Below are 15423 nucleotides of genomic sequence, written 5' to 3' on the forward strand. Positions count from 1 at the left end.
CCGATCCGTTACCGCGAGAGGCGCCTTTGCGCAAGTCACGCGTGGCCCCTGGGGGCCCCGCCCCCGCCCAGATTGGTGCGCGCCAGCAGCGCCACCGCCAGCAGCCCCACCGCCATCACCAGCAGCGCGGCGGGCGCGGCATTGCCCAGATCCTCCAGGCTGGCACGCTCGTGCGTGCGGGTGGCGAGCGTCTCGAAGTTGAAGGGGCGCAGCAGCAGCGTGGCGGGCAGCTCCTTGACGCAATCGACGAAGACCAGGAGCAGCGCCGCCCCCACCGATCCGCGCATCATCGGCAGATAGACCGCGCGCAGCACGCCCGCATTGGCGCGTCCCAGGGACCGCGCCGCCATCGGCAGCGAGGGCGGCACCCGGGTGAAGGCCGCGTCGATGGCCCCCTGCCCGATGGCGAAGAAGCGCACCAGATAGGCCAGCACGATGGCCGTGCCGGTGCCCGTCACGATCAGCCCGGGATCGGTGCCGGTCAGCGCCAGCCAGCCATCCGCGACCTTGTGGTCCAGCGCCGCCAGCGGGATCAGCAGCCCCACCGCCAGCACCGCGCCGGGCGCGGCATAGCCGATGGTCGTCACCGGCATCAGCAGGCGTGGCAGCGCGCTGCCCGACAGCCGCGCGCCATAGACCATGACCAGCGCCAGCCCGACGGTCAGCACCGCCGCCACCCCGCCAAGCGAGACCGTGTGCCATGCCGCCCGCACCAGCCCCGGCGACAGCCAGCCCTGCGGATAGGAGGCCGCATAGGTCGCGATCACCGCCACCGGCAGCACGAAGCCGATGGCGAAGGGCAGCGCGCAGGCCAGCGTCGCCGCCAGCCCCGGCAGGGCGCGCAGCCTCTGGCGCTGGATCGGGCGCGGCTGGCGGGCGCTCTGGTGATAGCGGGCGCGCCTGCGCGCGAATCGCTCCCACAGGGCCAGGACCATGATCAGGGCCAGCATGGCGCAGGCGATCTGCGCGGCCCCGCCGGCATTCCGACGCTCCAGCCAGGTGGTGAAGATGCCGGTGTTCAGCGTCTGCACGCCGAAATAGCTGACGACCCCGTAATCCGCGACCGCCTCCATCATCGCGATGGCGCTGCCCGCGACGATGGCCGGACGCGCCAGCGGCAGGCCCACGCGCGCGAACAGTCCCCAGGGGCCGGTGCCAAGCGCGCGGGCGACCTCGTAGGCGCTGCCGGACTGTTCATGCAGCGCCGCGCGGGTCAGCAGATAGACGTAAGGGTAAAGCGCCGCCGCCAGCACCACGATCGCAGCCTCGATAGAGCGGATGCGGGGGAACCAGTAGTCGCGCGCCGTCTCCCATCCGAACCAGCCGCGCAGGGCGATCTGGACGGGGCCGGAATAGTCGAGGAAATCGGCCAGCGCATAGGCGCCGATATAGGCGGGCACCGCCAGCGGCAGCAGCAGCAGCCATTGCAGCGCGCCGCGCCCCGGGAAATCGTACATGCTGACCAGCCAGGCCGATCCGGTGCCCATCGCGGCGGCCAGAAGCCCCGTGCCAAGCGCCAGCGCGACCGTGTTGCCGAAATAGCGCGGCATGACGGTCGACAGCAGATGCGGCCAGATGTTGTCCGTGGGATTCAGCGCCAGCCAGGCGACCGACAGGACCGGCAGCAGGACCAGCCCCGCCACCAGCACCGCGGCGAGCGACCAGCCGCGCCCGCCGCCCTGGCGCAGGGCGTGATCGGCATGGGCGCTGCGGGACGGGTCTGGCGCGGTCCGGGTCATGGGCCGGCGATATGCCAAAGCGGTTTGACTGTCCACGCCGGAGGCGTAATCTGCGCGCGAGCGACCGGCAGGGCCGGCAACCGGCACGACCGCCAAGAAATAAGAAACGGGGACAGCGATGCAGATGGTATTCCACATGGGGGTGCACGGCACCGACGGCGACCGGCTGCTGAAGACCCTTCTGGACAACAAGGCCCGGCTGCAGATGGCCGGCACCGAGGTCGTCCCTCCCGAACGCCACAAGAGCGTCTTCGACGATGCGCTGCGCTCGCTCGACGGCGGCACCGCGACGCCCGAGATGGAAGAGATCATGCTGGACGCGATCCTCGACAGCGACCATCCGTCGCGCGTGGTCATGTCGACCTGGACCTTCCAGGGGGCGCCGGGCCGGGCGGTGGGGCGCACCGGCCTCTATCCCAAGATCGGGGCGCGCACGGCGGCCCTGGCGCAGCTCTTCCCCTCGGCGCAGACCGAATTCTTCCTGGCGATCCGCAATCCCGCCACGCTTTTGGCCGAGGTGCTGCCGCAGTTCAGCGGCAACGGATATGACGACCTGATGCAGGGATGCCATCCGCTGGAGCTGCGCTGGCGCGATGCCATCCACCGGCTGCTGCAGGCGGCGCAGGGACGCCGCGTGGTGCTGTGGTGCCACGAGGACGTGCCGCTGATCTGGCCCGAAGTGGTGCGCCTGACGGGCGACCTTCCCCATGACGTGCCGCTGACCGGGGGCCTGGGCTTCCTGCAGGATCTGCTGGACGACAAGGGAATCGCCGCGCTGCGCGAGACGATGGCCGACCGCGACCAGATGGACATCGCGCAGCGCCGCCGGCTGCATGCCGATCTGCTGCGCGACCATGCCCTGCCCGACTCCCTGGATCAGGAGATCGACCTGCCCGGCTGGACCCAGGATCTGGTCGACCAGGTGACCGAGACCTATCGCTCGGACGTGGCCGAGATCGCGGTCCTGCCGGGGGTGGAGTTCATCCTGCCCTGATTCCGGGGCAGTCCGCAGACGGGGCAGTCCGCAGAGGCGCATCGCCGGGCGGGGCGGCCCGACCCGGCAATTCGCCCGACGTCAGACCCCTGAGGGCCTCAGACCATGCCGAGGGCGGCCTTGTACATGTCCAGGATCGCCTCTTCCTCGGCGATGTCGTCCTTGTCGCGGCGGCGCAGGGCGATGATCTGCTTCATCACCTTGGTGTCATAGCCCCGGGCCTTGGCCTCGGCCATGACCTCTTTCTGGCGCTCGGCGATGTCCTTCTTCTCGGCCTCCAGCTGCTCGAACTGCTCGATGAACTGGCGCAGCTCGTCGGCTGCGACTCCGTAAGCCTTGTCGTCCTGCATCAAAGAAATCCCTTCCTGTCGGTTCGGCCTGCCTGTTAGGCGGTCTTGTTGCGCGGTGCAATCGCCGCTAGGGGACAGGCGCGCGCCACCCCTTCATCACGGAGCCTGCCATGACGACCTACGACTTGATCATCTGGGTCGGAGCCGCCCTGACCCTGGCCGGCCTTGCGGGCCTGGTCTGGTGCATCCTGACCGTCACCCGCGCCCGCCGCCGGGGGATCGACGACGCCGCCCTGCGTGTGAAGATGCGCGGCGTGCTGGCGGTGAACATGGCGGCGCTGGCGGCCTCGACCATCGGGCTGATGATGGTGGTGATCGGCATCATCCTGTCGCGCTGAGGCCCCATCTGCCGAAAGGCCCCCCCCTGCCTGCCGGGCGGCGCCGCGCTTGGCGCTTGACTTTTGCGCCCGTCTGCCCCATCTGTCCCCCATCGCCGTCAACTGCCGCGTGAGCAGCCACGGGCCCTGCCCGACCGACGCCGACACTCATTCCAGTTTCCCATTCACGCGGGGAGGCAGCAGGCATCCTCGTATCACGCCTGCACCCCTGCCACGAGCCGCGCCCCCAGATGCGTGGCCCCTGCCTTTGCATCCGATACGAGGGATGCGGGGGACGAAAGATTTTCATGGAACAGAACAACACCCGTCGCCGCCCGAACCGTGGCGGCAAATCCACGCCGAGCCGCGCCCCCCATGCGGGCTATTCCAACGAGGGCCGCAGCGCCCCGGCCCGCGAACCCGTCACCGTCGGCCCCTTCGCCGACATGGGCATCGACCACCGCATCAACGCCAACATCATCGCGATGGGCCTGACCACGCCCACGCCGATCCAGGAACAGGGCATCCCGGCCATCGTGAACGGGCGTGACGTGCTGGGTCTGGCCCAGACCGGCACCGGCAAGACGGCGGCCTTCGGCTTGCCGATGCTGACCCGCCTGATCAACTATGGCAAGAAGCCCGACCCCAGGACCTGCCGCGCGCTGATCCTGGCGCCGACCCGCGAACTGGCCACCCAGATCGCGACGAACATCGACGCCTATGCCGAGGGCACGCCGATCCGGTCGTTCCGCGTCGTGGGCGGCGCCTCGATCAACACCCAGACCGAGCGCCTGTCGCGCGGCGTCGACGTGCTGATCGCGACGCCGGGCCGCCTGATGGACCTGATCGAGCGTCGCGCCATCAGCCTCGAGGCCACCACCTATCTGGTGCTGGACGAGGCCGACCAGATGCTGGACATCGGCTTCATCCACACGCTGCGCAAGATCGCCCGCATGCTGCCGCGCGAGCGTCAGACGCTGATGTTCTCGGCCACCATGCCGAAACTGATGTCGGAGCTGTCCGACACCTACCTGACGAACCCGCTGAAGGTCGCCGTGAACCCCCCGGGTCAGGCCGCCAAGAAGATCGAGCAGGGCGTGCATTTCGTCACCCAGGGCGACAAGGCCAAGCTGCTGGCCGAGTACATGTCCAAGCACACGCAGGAAATGGCGATGGTCTTCGGCCGCACCAAGCATGGCTGCGACAAGCTGGCCAAGCTCTTGGACAGCTGGGGCTTCGCGGTCGCCGCGATCCACGGCAACAAATCGCAGGGCCAGCGCGAGCGCGCCCTGGAGGCCTTCCGCAAGGGCGAGACCAAGGTGCTGGTCGCGACCGACGTGGCGGCGCGCGGCCTGGACATCCCGGACGTGGCCCACATCTACAACTATGACCTGCCCAACGTGCCCGAGAACTATGTCCACCGCATCGGTCGGACCGCGCGGGCGGGCCGTGACGGTCGCGCCGTGGCCTTCTGCTCGCCCGCCGAGCTGGGTGAGCTGCGCGCCATCGAGAAGGCGATGAAGAACACCATCCCCGTGATCGGCGGAGAGGTGCCTTCGGCCGCCGCCGCTGCCGCTGCCGGTTCGCCCGGCGGGCCGCAGCGCGGACGCGGCAAGCCGATGGGCGGCAAGCCCATGGATGCCGGCGCCGGCCGGCGTCCCGCACGCCGCCCCTCGCGCGCACCCAAGAGCCGCATGGCCTGAGCATTGCGCAACGTCGACGCCCTTTTGGGTATTTGAACAAAGAAGAAGCCGCCGGGAGGACATTCCGGCGGCTTTTGCTTGTCGCGATCTTGGCGGGCGGGTAAGCGGCGGCGTCATGGCCAAGCTCTATTTCCATTATTCCACGATGAACGCGGGCAAGAGCACGCTGCTGCTGCAGGCGGCCTACAACTATCGCGAGCGCGGGATGGAGGTGCTGCTGATGACCGCCGCCCTGGACGACCGGGCCGGAATGGGCCGCATCGCCAGCCGGATCGGCATCGCCGAGGCGGCGATGACCTTCGACAGCGCCTCGGATCTGGACGCGCTGATCGCCGCCGCCACGCCGCAGCCCGCCTGCGTCTTCGTGGACGAGGCCCAGTTCCTGACCCCCGAGCAGGTCTGGCAGCTGGCCCGGGTGGTCGACGATCGGGGCATCCCCGTCATGTGCTATGGCCTGCGCGTCGATTTCCGGGGCGCGCTGTTCCCCGGATCGACCGCGCTGCTGGCGCTGGCCGACACGCTGCGCGAGGTGCGCACCATCTGCCATTGCGGGCGCAAGGCCACCATGGTCATCCGCCGCGACGCCGCGGGCGAGGCCGTCACCCGCGGCGCGCAGGTGCAGGTCGGCGGCAACGAGACCTATGTCTCGCTCTGCCGCAGGCATTGGCGCGAGGCCGTGGGCGGCTGATCAATTCTGGGCGCGCCCGGTCTGCACGCGTTGCGGGAGCGCGGGGCTTGATGTAACCATCGACGAAACAGGCCGCCACACAGGCAGAGGGACATCTCATGCGCGCATTCCTGATCTGGCTCGCCGCCGCGCTGGCCCTGGCCGCCCCCGCCCGCGCCTTCGAGACCGCCGCAACTTCGGCCTGGGTCTATGACGTGGCCACCGGCACCGTGCTGATGGAAAAGAACGCGGATGTGCCCCTGCCCCCCGCCTCGATGTCCAAGCTGATGACCCTGACCATGCTGTTCGAGGCGCTGCATGACGGGCGCTACACGATGGAGAGCACCTTTCCCGTCTCGGTCAAGGCCTGGCGGATGGGCGGCTCGAAGATGTTCGTCGAACCCGCCGACCGTCCCTCGGTCGAAGATCTGATCCACGGCATCATCGTCAATTCCGGCAACGATGCCTGCGTGGTGGTGGCCGAGGGCATGGCCGGATCGGAAGAGGCCTTTGCCCGGCAGATGACCGAGCGCGCCGCCCAGCTGGGGATGACGCAGACGAACCTGACCAATTCGTCCGGCTGGCCCGACCCCGAGCATCGCATGTCGATGCATGATCTGGGCGTGCTGGCCGCCTACATGATCCGCGAATTTCCCGAACTCTACGAAAAATTCGCGATGACCGAATACACCTACAAGGGCCGCGTGCCCTCGAACGCGAACAACCGCAACCCGCTGCTGCGGCTTGGCACCGGCGAATGGACCGCCGACGGGCTCAAGACCGGTCACACGCAGGAGGCGGGATATGGCCTGGTCGGATCGGCCATCCAGGACGGGCGGCGGGTCGTCTTCGTCATCTCGGGGCTGGAGAGCGAGCGCGCCCGGGCCGAGGAGTCCGAACGCATCGTCAACTGGGCCTTTCGCGATTTCGCCATGAACCGGCTGGTTCCGGCGGGCGAGACGGTGCTGGAGGCGCCGGTCTGGCTGGGCACCGAGACGCGGGTGGGCCTGACGACCGAGAATGGCGTCAACGTGCTGGTGCCGATCGCCCTGCGCGATCAGGTCCGGGTCGAGGTCGTCTATGACGGCCCGATCCCCGCGCCCATCGCGCAGGGCGACGAGGTCGCGCGGCTGGTGGTCACCGTTCCCGGCCGCCCCGACACGGTCACGCCCCTGCTCGCCGCCTCGGACGTGCCCGAGGCCGGGTTCGTCGGCCGCCTGCGCGGCGCCGTGATGCAGCTGGGCCAGCGCGCGATCAGCGCCGTCACCGGCTGATGCTGATCAGCTTCGAAGGCATCGACGGCTGCGGCAAGTCCACCCAGGCCCGGCTTCTGGCCGAGGCCCTGCGCGCCGAGGGCCGCGATGTCGTGCTGACCCGCGAGCCCGGCGGCAGCCCGGGCGCCGAGGAGATCCGCCGCCTTCTGGTCGAGGGCGCGGGCGAACGCTGGTCGCCCGAGACTGAATGCCTGCTCTTCACCGCCGCCCGCCGCGACCATCTGGAACGCACCATCCGTCCCGCGCTGGCGGCAGGCCACACCGTCGTCACCGACCGCTTTGCCGACAGCACCCGGGTCTATCAGGGCGCCGCGCGGGGCGATCTGCGGGATCTGGTCGACCGGCTGCATGGTCTGATGATCGGCATCGAGCCCGACCGGACCTTCGTCATCAACATCGACCCGGCCACCGGGTTGCTGCGCGGCGCGGCGCGCGGCGGGGCCGAGGACCGCTTCGAAAGCCTGGGGCTTGGGTTTCAGGAACGCCTCGCCACCGGGTTTCGGGCGCTGGCTCGGGAATATCCCGACCGGGTGCGCCTGATCGACGGCGCGGGCACGCCCGATCAGGTCGCCGCCCGCATCCGCGCCGCCCTGTGACGCCCGCCCCATGAAGACCGACGCCCCCGACATTCCCGAACCCGACCGCGTGCCCGGCGCCCCCCATCCGCGCCACGCGCCCCGCGTGATCGGACAGGACACGGCCATCGCCGCCTTCACCGAGGCCGCGCGCGGGGGTCGCCTGCACCACGCCTGGCTTTTGACCGGGCCGCGCGGCGTGGGCAAGGCGACCCTGGCCTGGGCCATCGCGCGCTGGCTTCTGGCCGGAGCCGACAGTGCCGATCTGTCGGTCGACCGGGAGGCGCCCGAGGTGCGGCGCATCAGCGCCCTGTCCGAGCCGCGCCTGCAGCTGATCCGCCGCCCCTGGGACGACAAGGCCGGGCGCCTGCGGGCCGAGATCACCGTGGACGAGATCCGCCGCCTTCTGTCCTTCTTCCACCTCTCGGCGGCCGAGGGCGGACGCCGCGTCGCCATCATCGATGCCGCCGACGACATGAACACCGCCGCCGCCAATGCCCTGCTGAAGGTGCTGGAGGAACCGCCCAAGGACGCGCTGATCCTGATGATCGCGCATCAACCGGCGGGCCTTCTGCCCACGATCCGCTCGCGCTGCCGGACCCTGCGCCTGACGCCGCTGGCCCCGCGCCAGATGGCGGGCATCCTGTCGGACATGGGCATCGACGAGGATGCCGAGGCGCTGGCGGCCCTGTCGGACGGCTCGGTGGGCGAGGCACTGCGGCTGGCGGGCCAGGGGGGGCTGGACCGCTATCAGGACTTGGTGGACCTTTTCGCCACCCTGCCCCGGATGGACCGGCTGGCCGCGTCGCGCTTTGCCGAGGCGGCGGCGGGGCGGGCGGGCGCGGACGGGGATCCCTTCGATCTGACCATCACGGTCTTGGACCGCTTCCTCACCCGCATGGCGCGCGCCGGGCTGATGGGCGCCCCCCTGCCGCAGGCGGCGAAGGGAGAGGGCGCGCTGATGGCCCGGCTGTCCCCCGACGACCGCGCCGCCCGGATCTGGGCCGAGGCGCAGGCCCGGCTGTCGGCGCGCGCCCGCACGGGCCGGGCGGTCAACCTTGACCCTGCCGCGCTGGTGATGGATATGGTCCTGGAACTGGCGCAGCTGCCGCCTGCCCAGGCCGCACCGCCGCACAAGGGATGACCGATGCACGACGCGACCCCCCTGTCGCTGACCGACAGCCATTGCCATCTGGATTTCCCCGATTTCGACGGCGAACATGATGCGCTGATCGCCCGCGCCCATGCGGCGGGGGTGACCCGGATGGTCACCATCTGCACCAGGCTGCGCCAGGAACCCCAGGTGCGCGCGCTGGCCGAGGCGCATGCGGGCGTCTTCTACGCCGCCGGCACCCACCCGATGAGCGTGGCCGACGAGCCCATGGCGACGCTGGACCAGTTGGTGGCCCTGGCCGATCACCCGAAATTCGTGGCCATCGGCGAGACCGGCCTCGACTATCACTACACCGCCGAGACGGCCGCCCTGCAGCAGGACAGCCTGCGCATCCATATCGAGGCCGCGCGCGTGACCGGCCTGCCGCTGATCATCCATGCCCGCGACGCGGATGACGACATGGCCCGCATCCTGACCGAGGAACATCGCGCCGGGGCCTATGGCTGCGTGATGCACTGCTTCAGCTCGTCGCCGGCCCTGGCGCAGGCGGCGCTGGATCTGGGCTTCTATCTGTCCATGTCGGGCATCGCCGCCTTCCCGCGATCCTCGGACCTGCGCGACATCTTCAAGGCCGCGCCGCTGGACCGCATCCTGGTGGAAACCGACAGCCCCTACCTGGCCCCGCCCCCCCATCGCGGGCGCCGCAACGAGCCCGCCTATGTCGCCCACACGGCGGCCGTGGGCGCGCAGGTCTTCGGGCTGGCCCTGCTCGATTTCGCCGCCCGGACCGAGGCGAATTTCGACCGCCTCTTTCCCAAGGCCGCCCGGTGAGCGGCCCGACGCTGCGCGCCACCATCCTGGGCTGCGGATCCTCGGGCGGCGTGCCGCGCCTTGGCAACCGATGGGGCGATTGCGACCCCGCCAATCCCCGCAACCGCCGCCGCCGCTGCTCCCTGCTCATCGAGCGCGACGGCCCCCAAGGCACCACCCGGGTGCTGATCGACACCGGCCCCGATCTTGTGCCGCAGATGCTGGATGCGGACGTGGCGGTGCTGGACGCGGTCGTCTATACCCATGCCCATGCCGATCATGTCCACGGCATCGACGACCTGCGCCAGATGGTCTTCAACGCCCGCCGCATCCTGCCGCTGCATGCCGACGCGCCCACGGCCCACGCGCTGACCACCCGCTTCGGCTATGTCTTCGAGACGCCCGAGGGCAGCCAGTATCCCCCCATCTGCGAACTGCACCCGATCACCGGGCGCATCACCGTCGACGGCCCCGGCGGCCCCGTCACCCTGATCCCCTTCCGCGTCCAGCACGGAGAGATCACGGCCCTGGGCTTCCGCATCGGCGGCCTCGTCTACCTGCCCGACGTCTCGGCCATCCCCGAGCCCGCCTGGCCGCTGATCCAGGATGCGCCGGTCTTCATCTGCGACGCGCTGCGCCCCCAGCCCCATCCCAGCCACGCGCATCTGGCGCTGGCGCTGGACTGGATCGCCCGGTCGCGCAGCCCGCAGGCCATCCTGACCAACATGCATATCGACATGGACTATGCCACGGTCGCCGCCACGACGCCCGCCCATGTCACCCCCGCTCATGACGGGCTGCAGATCACGACGACCGCCCTGACCCCCGATCTTCCCCCCGCCGCATGAGCGCCCTCTTCACGATCATCCTGCCCGTCTTCCTGATCGTGGGCTTCGGCTATCTGGTCGCCTGGCGCGGCTGGTTCGGGGCCAGCGCCGTGGACGGGCTGATGAATTTCGCGCAGAACTTCGCGGTCCCGACCCTGCTCTTCGTCTCGATGGCGCGGCTGGATCTGGGAACCGAGTTCCGCGCCCAGCTGCTGATCCCCTTCTATCTGGGCGCCTTCGCGGGCTACGGGCTGGGCTGGGCCGGGGCGCGCTATCTGTTCCACCGCCCCCCGATGGATTGCGTGGCGATCGGCTTCGTCTGCCTCTTCTCGAACAGCCTGCTCCTGGGCATCCCGATCACCGAGCGCGCCTACGGCCCCGAGGCGCTGGCGGGCAACTGGGCGATCATCGCGCTGCATTCGCCGCTGCTCTACACCTTCGGGATCACGGTGATGGAGTTCACCCGTGCCCGGGGCAGCGGCCTCTCGGTCGGGCGCATCTCGCTGCGCGCGCTGACGGGCGTGCTGCGCACGGCGCTGGTCATCGGCATCCTGTCGGGTCTGTCGATGAACCTGCTGATGCAGGCGGGTCTGGTCCTGCCGCAGGGCTTCTGGGATGCCGCCGACATGATCGCCCGCGCGGCCCTGCCCGCGGCGCTCTTCGGCCTGGGCGGAGTCCTTTACCGCTACCGCCCCGAGGGCGACATGGGGGCCATCGCGCTCTGCTGCGCCGCCTCGCTGATCCTGCACCCGGCCATCGCCTTCGGCACCGCCCACCTGCTGGGCCTCGACCGCGACGGGCTCCGCTCGGCGGTGATGACCGCCGCGATGGCGCCGGGCGTGAACGCCTATCTCTTCGCCAATATCTACGGCGCCGCCCGCCGCGTCGCCGCCTCCAGCGTGCTGATCGCCACCGCCCTCTCGACCCTCACGATCTGGATGTGGCTTGCACTGCTGCCTTAACGCCCCTTCATCTTGGCAAAAATATCCCGGGGGGCGCGGGGGGCTGGCCCCCCGCCGTCGCGGGACGCAAAGACCCCCCTCAGATCGGCACCCGCAACGCCCCCAAGGGTTCTTCCAGCACCCGCTCCTCATAGCCGAAATGCGACCGGATCGCCCGATCGAGCGCCGCGAAGCCCTCGGCGCAGCGCGCGAAGGCGCCTGCGTCGGGCGCGGCGACCAACGCCCCGGCCGCCGCAGCCAGATCGCCGATCAGCGCGTGGATCAGCCGATGCTCGGCCATCAGCCGCGCGATCACCGGGGCCAGCGCCGCCCCTCCGGCCGAGGACAGCGCGGGGAACATCCATTGCTCCTCGATGTCATGATGGTTCTGCAGCAGCGCGCAATCGCGCCCGCAGGCGGTGCCGAACATCGCCATGTTCCGCGCCAGCCGCGTGCCGGTGACGGCGGGCGCCAGCACCCCCGGCGCGGCAGTCCCGGCGCGGATCCGGACCAGCAGATCCCGGACCCCGTCCAATTCGGCCCGGTACATGTCGTGGATGGCGGCCAGCCGGCGGCCATGGGCGCGCTCGGCCCGGCTGATCGCGGGATAGGCGGGCGGGTCGGGGCGCGCCGCCGCGTCCTCCAGCTCGTCCAAGGTCATCGGCCCGCTCGTCGCCCCGGTCATCGCGGGGTGACGCCGCGGATGCGCTCGGACCTTCGGCGCAACAGCTCGACCGTGGTCAGAAGCGCGATCGAGAAGATCACCAGCAGCGTGGCCACCGCCAGGATGGCCGGGCTGATCTGCTCGCGGATGCCGTTCCACATCTGGCGCGGGATGGTCTGCTGGTCGGGGCCGGCGATGAACAGCACCGCCACCACCTCGTCGAAGGAGGTGACGAAGGCGAACAGCGCGCCCGACACCACGCCCGGCAGGATCAGCGGCATGGTCACCTTGAAGAAGGTCGTGCGCGGATTGGCCCCCAGGCTGGCCGCCGCGCGGTTCAGCGACTGGTCGAACCCCACCAGCGTCGCGGTCACGGTGATGATGACGAAGGGGATGCCAAGCGTCGCATGGGCCAGGATCACCCCCAGATAGGTGCCCGCCAGCCGCCCGCATTGCGGGTCCAGACCCACCAGCGTCAGCAGTTCGCAGGGGTTCGAATAGAAGAAGAACATCCCCGTCGCGGTGATGATCAGCGGCACGATCATCGGAGAGATCAGGATCGCCATGATCGCCCGGCGATAGGGCATCTCGGGGCGCGACAGGCCAAGTGCTGCCAGCGTCCCCAGCCCGGTCGCCACGATGGTCGAGAAGACCCCGATGATGATCGAGTTCTTGGCCGCCTTCACCCAGTTCGCATTGGTCCAGGCATCCGACCAGAAGGCCCAGCCCGTGGCCTCGGGGTCCTGCATCCCGAAGGTCAGCAGGCTGGAATACCAGCGTGTGCTGTAGCCCTCGGGGTCGAATTCCAGCATCCGGTCGGTGAAGGTGAAATAGGGCTCGGCGTTGAAACTCAGCGGGATGATGACCACGATGGGCGCGATCAGGAAGAAGAAGATCGCCGCGCAGCCGGCCAGATAGGCGTAATGCCAGATGCGCTCCAGCGGTGATGCATAGCTTGGAAGTGCCATTCGCCTATCCCAGTTTCAAGTTGTCGACGCCGACGAGGCGGTCATAGACCCAGTAGAGCACCAGCACCGCGCCCAAGAGCAGGGCGGCCAGGGCTGCGGCCATCGACCAGTTCAGCGTGCCGGTCATGTGCTGGGCGATCATGTTGGAGATCAGCATCCCCGAGGATCCGCCGACCAGGGCGGGGGTGATGTAATATCCGACCGCCAGGATGAAGACCAGCATCGCGCCCGCCCCCAGTCCCGGCAGGGTCTGCGGGAAATAGACCCGGCGAAACGCCGTCCAGCTGGTCGCCCCCAGGCTGCGGGCGGCGCGCACATAGGTCGGGTTGATCGTCCGCATCACCGAATACAGCGGCAGGATCATGAAGGGCAGCAGGATATGCGTCATCGCGATGATCGTGCCGGTCTGGTTGTAGATCATCTGCAACCGCTGGCCGCCCCCGATCACGCCCAGCCAGACCAGGATGTCGTTGACCACCCCCTGCTGCTGCAAAAGCACCATCCAGCTGGTCGTGCGCACCAGAAGCGAGGTCCAGAAGGGCAGCAGCACCAGGATCATCAGCAGGTTCGATTTCCGCATCGGCAGGGTCGCCAGCAGATGCGCGATGGGAAAGCCCAGGATGAAGGTCAGGGCGGTGATCACCGCCGACAGCCAGAAGGTGCGCCAGAACAGCGTGGCATAGATGCGCTGCTGTTCCTCGACCTGCTGGATGGCGCCGGTCTCGTCCCGGGTGCGGTCCATCGAGGCCAGGTAGAAATTCGCGGTCAGCGGCGTCGAGGCCTCGCGCATGACCGACCACAGGCGCGGGTCGCCCCAGTCCTCGTTGATCTCCAGCAGGTTGGCCTGATAGGGCGGCTCCATCCCGCCGCGCACCTGACGGCCGGTCGAGGTGAACAGCGACCGCGTGCCCGGCATGTCATAGTTGATCCGCGTGCCGACCACGCCGATGCTGCGCGCATCCGCGCTGGCGACCAGATCGGTGGCCAGCGCCGTCCAGGCGGCCTCGTCCGGGGGCGTGCCGCGCTCAGTTTCCGCGAACCAGGCCGAGACCTGCGGCATGTTGGCCGAGAAGCCGTCATTGTGGAAGGACCGCGTCAGCATCTGCCCGATCGGCACCACGAAGGTGACCAGGATGAAGGCCAGCAGCGGCAGCACCAGCAGGAAGGCCCGCTTGCGGGCGCGGCGCTGGCTGCGCACCAGCGCCCGCGCCAGCGGCTTGCCGTCCTCGGTGGTCAAGAGCCCCGACCCCACCCCGGATGCGGTGGTGGCGATGGCGGCATGTGGATCAAGTGCGGCGTTCGCCATGTCGTCCCCGGCAGTCAGGGCCGCCACCCCCGGGGCCCGATCGACGGACGGGGGGCGGCGGCGTTTCGGATCAGGAGGAGGCCAGCCAGCTGTTGAACCGTTCGGTCAGCTCGGCGGAGTGGTCGGCCCAGAATTCCGGGTCGTCCAGCACGGCATTCTCCAGCGCGGCGGCGCTGGTGGGCATGTGCGGCGCCATCTCGGTCTCGTCGTCCTGATAGAGCCCGACCAGCGAGGCCGAGGACATCCGCGCCGGACCATAGGCGATGTAGCGCGCCTGATCGGCCAGCCGCTGCGTGTCGGTGGCGAATTTCAGGTATTCCATCGCCGCCTCGGGGTTCGGGGCATCGACCGGGATCACGAACATGTCCATGTCCATGTACTGACCGTCCCAGATGATCTCGAAGGGCTGGTCCTCGGCCACCATCGCATCGAAGACCCGGCCGTTATAGGCGGTGGTCATGGTGACCTCGCCATCGGCCAGCAGTTGCACGGGCTGGGCGCCGGCCTCCCACCAGACGGTCTGGTCCTTGATCGTGTCCAGTTTCGCGAAGGCGCGGTCGACGCCCTCGTCGGTGGACAGAAGGTCATAGACCTCGTCGGCATCGGCGCCGTCCGCGATCAGCGCCAGATACAGCGTGCGCTTGGGGTTGCGCGGCAGGCCGCGCTGGCCGGGATAGGTCTCGGTGTCGAAGAAATCGGCGGCCGTGGTCGGCGCCCCGTCCTCGAACTTGGTGGTATTGTAGGCGATGACCGTGCCCCAGACGATATTGGCCACCGCGCAATCCTGCAGCGCGCCGGGCACGAAATCGTCGGCGGCGGCGGTGCCGTCGGGGGCGGCGGGCAGGTCGGCGGGGTCGATCTCGACCAGCGCGCCCTCGTCGCACAGACGGATCGCGTCCGAGACCTCGATGTCGAAGACGTCGCCGGTGACATTGCCCGCCTCGACCTGCGCACGCAGCGGCGTGGCGGGGTTGTCGGCGGCGATCATGTTGACGGTGATGCCCGTCTCGGCGGTGAAGGGCTTGTTATAGGCCTCGACCTGGCTCACCTCGTAGGCGCCGCCCCACGAGACGACGTTCAATTCCTGCGCCGAGGCGCCGAAGGCGAGGCCGCTGAGCGCGGTCGACAGGATCAGGGTGGTTTTCATGGTGTCTCTCCCGGTTGGTTGGATCGG

General features: G+C 69.5%; 16 protein-coding genes. 10 read left to right on the forward strand and 6 right to left on the reverse strand.

The features are described 5' to 3' along the window. Positions 1-35: 35 nt before the first annotated feature. Positions 36-1739 (reverse strand): ABC transporter permease, encoded by a 1704-nt coding sequence (locus FA743_RS02675; RefSeq protein WP_136884310.1) that lies wholly within the window; start codon positions 1737-1739, stop codon positions 36-38. 118 nt (positions 1740-1857) lie between these two features. Between FA743_RS02675 and FA743_RS02680 the strand changes: the two genes are divergently transcribed. After that, the gene (locus FA743_RS02680) at positions 1858-2733 is read left to right on the forward strand and encodes a hypothetical protein (protein ID WP_136884311.1); all 876 of its coding nucleotides are present in this window, start codon (positions 1858-1860) and stop codon (positions 2731-2733) included. Between the two features lie 98 nt (positions 2734-2831). On the opposite strand, the gene FA743_RS02685 is transcribed toward FA743_RS02680, so the two are convergent. Then, a complete protein-coding gene (locus tag FA743_RS02685) occupies positions 2832-3083 on the reverse strand; it encodes a DUF2312 domain-containing protein (protein WP_136884312.1) in 252 nt (83 codons plus the stop codon). Between the two features lie 110 nt (positions 3084-3193). On the opposite strand from FA743_RS02685, the gene FA743_RS02690 reads away from it, so the two are divergent. The 9 genes from FA743_RS02690 (at position 3194) to FA743_RS02730 (ending at position 11332) form a co-directional block, all read left to right on the forward strand. Then, a complete protein-coding gene (locus tag FA743_RS02690; RefSeq protein ID WP_135312359.1) occupies positions 3194-3421 on the forward strand; it encodes a hypothetical protein in 228 nt (75 codons plus the stop codon). 287 nt (positions 3422-3708) lie between these two features. After that, positions 3709-5103: a DEAD/DEAH box helicase gene (locus FA743_RS02695; RefSeq protein WP_136884313.1), complete on the forward strand. Its 1395-nt coding sequence runs from the start codon at positions 3709-3711 to the stop codon at positions 5101-5103. A 115-nt stretch (positions 5104-5218) separates the two neighbouring features. After that, on the forward strand, positions 5219-5791 hold the full coding sequence (locus FA743_RS02700) for a thymidine kinase (RefSeq protein WP_136884314.1): 573 nt from the start codon (positions 5219-5221) through the stop codon (positions 5789-5791). Between the two features lie 98 nt (positions 5792-5889). Next, positions 5890-7044: a D-alanyl-D-alanine carboxypeptidase family protein gene (locus FA743_RS02705; RefSeq protein ID WP_136884315.1), complete on the forward strand. Its 1155-nt coding sequence runs from the start codon at positions 5890-5892 to the stop codon at positions 7042-7044. Beyond that, a complete protein-coding gene (gene tmk / locus FA743_RS02710) occupies positions 7044-7640 on the forward strand; it encodes a dTMP kinase (RefSeq protein ID WP_136884316.1) in 597 nt (198 codons plus the stop codon). The genes FA743_RS02705 and tmk overlap by 1 nt, the downstream gene beginning before the upstream one ends. 10 nt (positions 7641-7650) lie before the next feature. Further along, positions 7651-8763, forward strand: coding sequence for a DNA polymerase III subunit delta' (locus FA743_RS02715; RefSeq protein WP_136884317.1), 1113 nt, complete (start codon positions 7651-7653; stop codon positions 8761-8763). A gap of 3 nt (positions 8764-8766) precedes the next feature. Then, complete coding sequence (locus tag FA743_RS02720) at positions 8767-9564, forward strand: TatD family hydrolase (protein WP_136884318.1); 798 nt, start codon at positions 8767-8769, stop codon at positions 9562-9564. After that, positions 9561-10391, forward strand: a complete 831-nt coding sequence (locus FA743_RS02725; RefSeq protein WP_136884319.1) for an MBL fold metallo-hydrolase — start codon at positions 9561-9563, stop codon at positions 10389-10391. Before FA743_RS02720 ends, FA743_RS02725 begins: the two co-directional genes overlap by 4 nt. Beyond that, positions 10388-11332 (forward strand): AEC family transporter, encoded by a 945-nt coding sequence (locus tag FA743_RS02730; RefSeq protein WP_136884320.1) that lies wholly within the window; start codon positions 10388-10390, stop codon positions 11330-11332. The genes FA743_RS02725 and FA743_RS02730 overlap by 4 nt, the downstream gene beginning before the upstream one ends. 79 nt (positions 11333-11411) lie before the next feature. On the opposite strand, the gene FA743_RS02735 is transcribed toward FA743_RS02730, so the two are convergent. The 4 genes from FA743_RS02735 to FA743_RS02750 form a co-directional block, all read right to left on the reverse strand. Further along, positions 11412-11972, reverse strand: a complete 561-nt coding sequence (locus FA743_RS02735) for a hemerythrin domain-containing protein (RefSeq protein ID WP_169308739.1) — start codon at positions 11970-11972, stop codon at positions 11412-11414. Positions 11973-11992: 20 nt separating this feature from the next. Next, positions 11993-12943 (reverse strand): ABC transporter permease, encoded by a 951-nt coding sequence (locus FA743_RS02740; protein ID WP_136884322.1) that lies wholly within the window; start codon positions 12941-12943, stop codon positions 11993-11995. 4 nt (positions 12944-12947) lie between these two features. After that, positions 12948-14249, reverse strand: a complete 1302-nt coding sequence (locus FA743_RS02745; RefSeq protein ID WP_136884323.1) for an ABC transporter permease — start codon at positions 14247-14249, stop codon at positions 12948-12950. 70 nt (positions 14250-14319) lie between these two features. Beyond that, positions 14320-15396 carry an ABC transporter substrate-binding protein gene (locus tag FA743_RS02750; RefSeq protein ID WP_136884324.1) on the reverse strand — a complete coding sequence of 359 codons (1077 nt, stop codon included), beginning with the start codon at positions 15394-15396 and terminating at the stop codon, positions 14320-14322. Positions 15397-15423: the final 27 nt, after the last annotated feature.

It is taken from the genome of Paracoccus gahaiensis (assembly GCF_005048225.1).
In the GTDB taxonomy this organism is placed as follows: Bacteria; Pseudomonadota; Alphaproteobacteria; order Rhodobacterales; family Rhodobacteraceae; genus Paracoccus; species Paracoccus gahaiensis.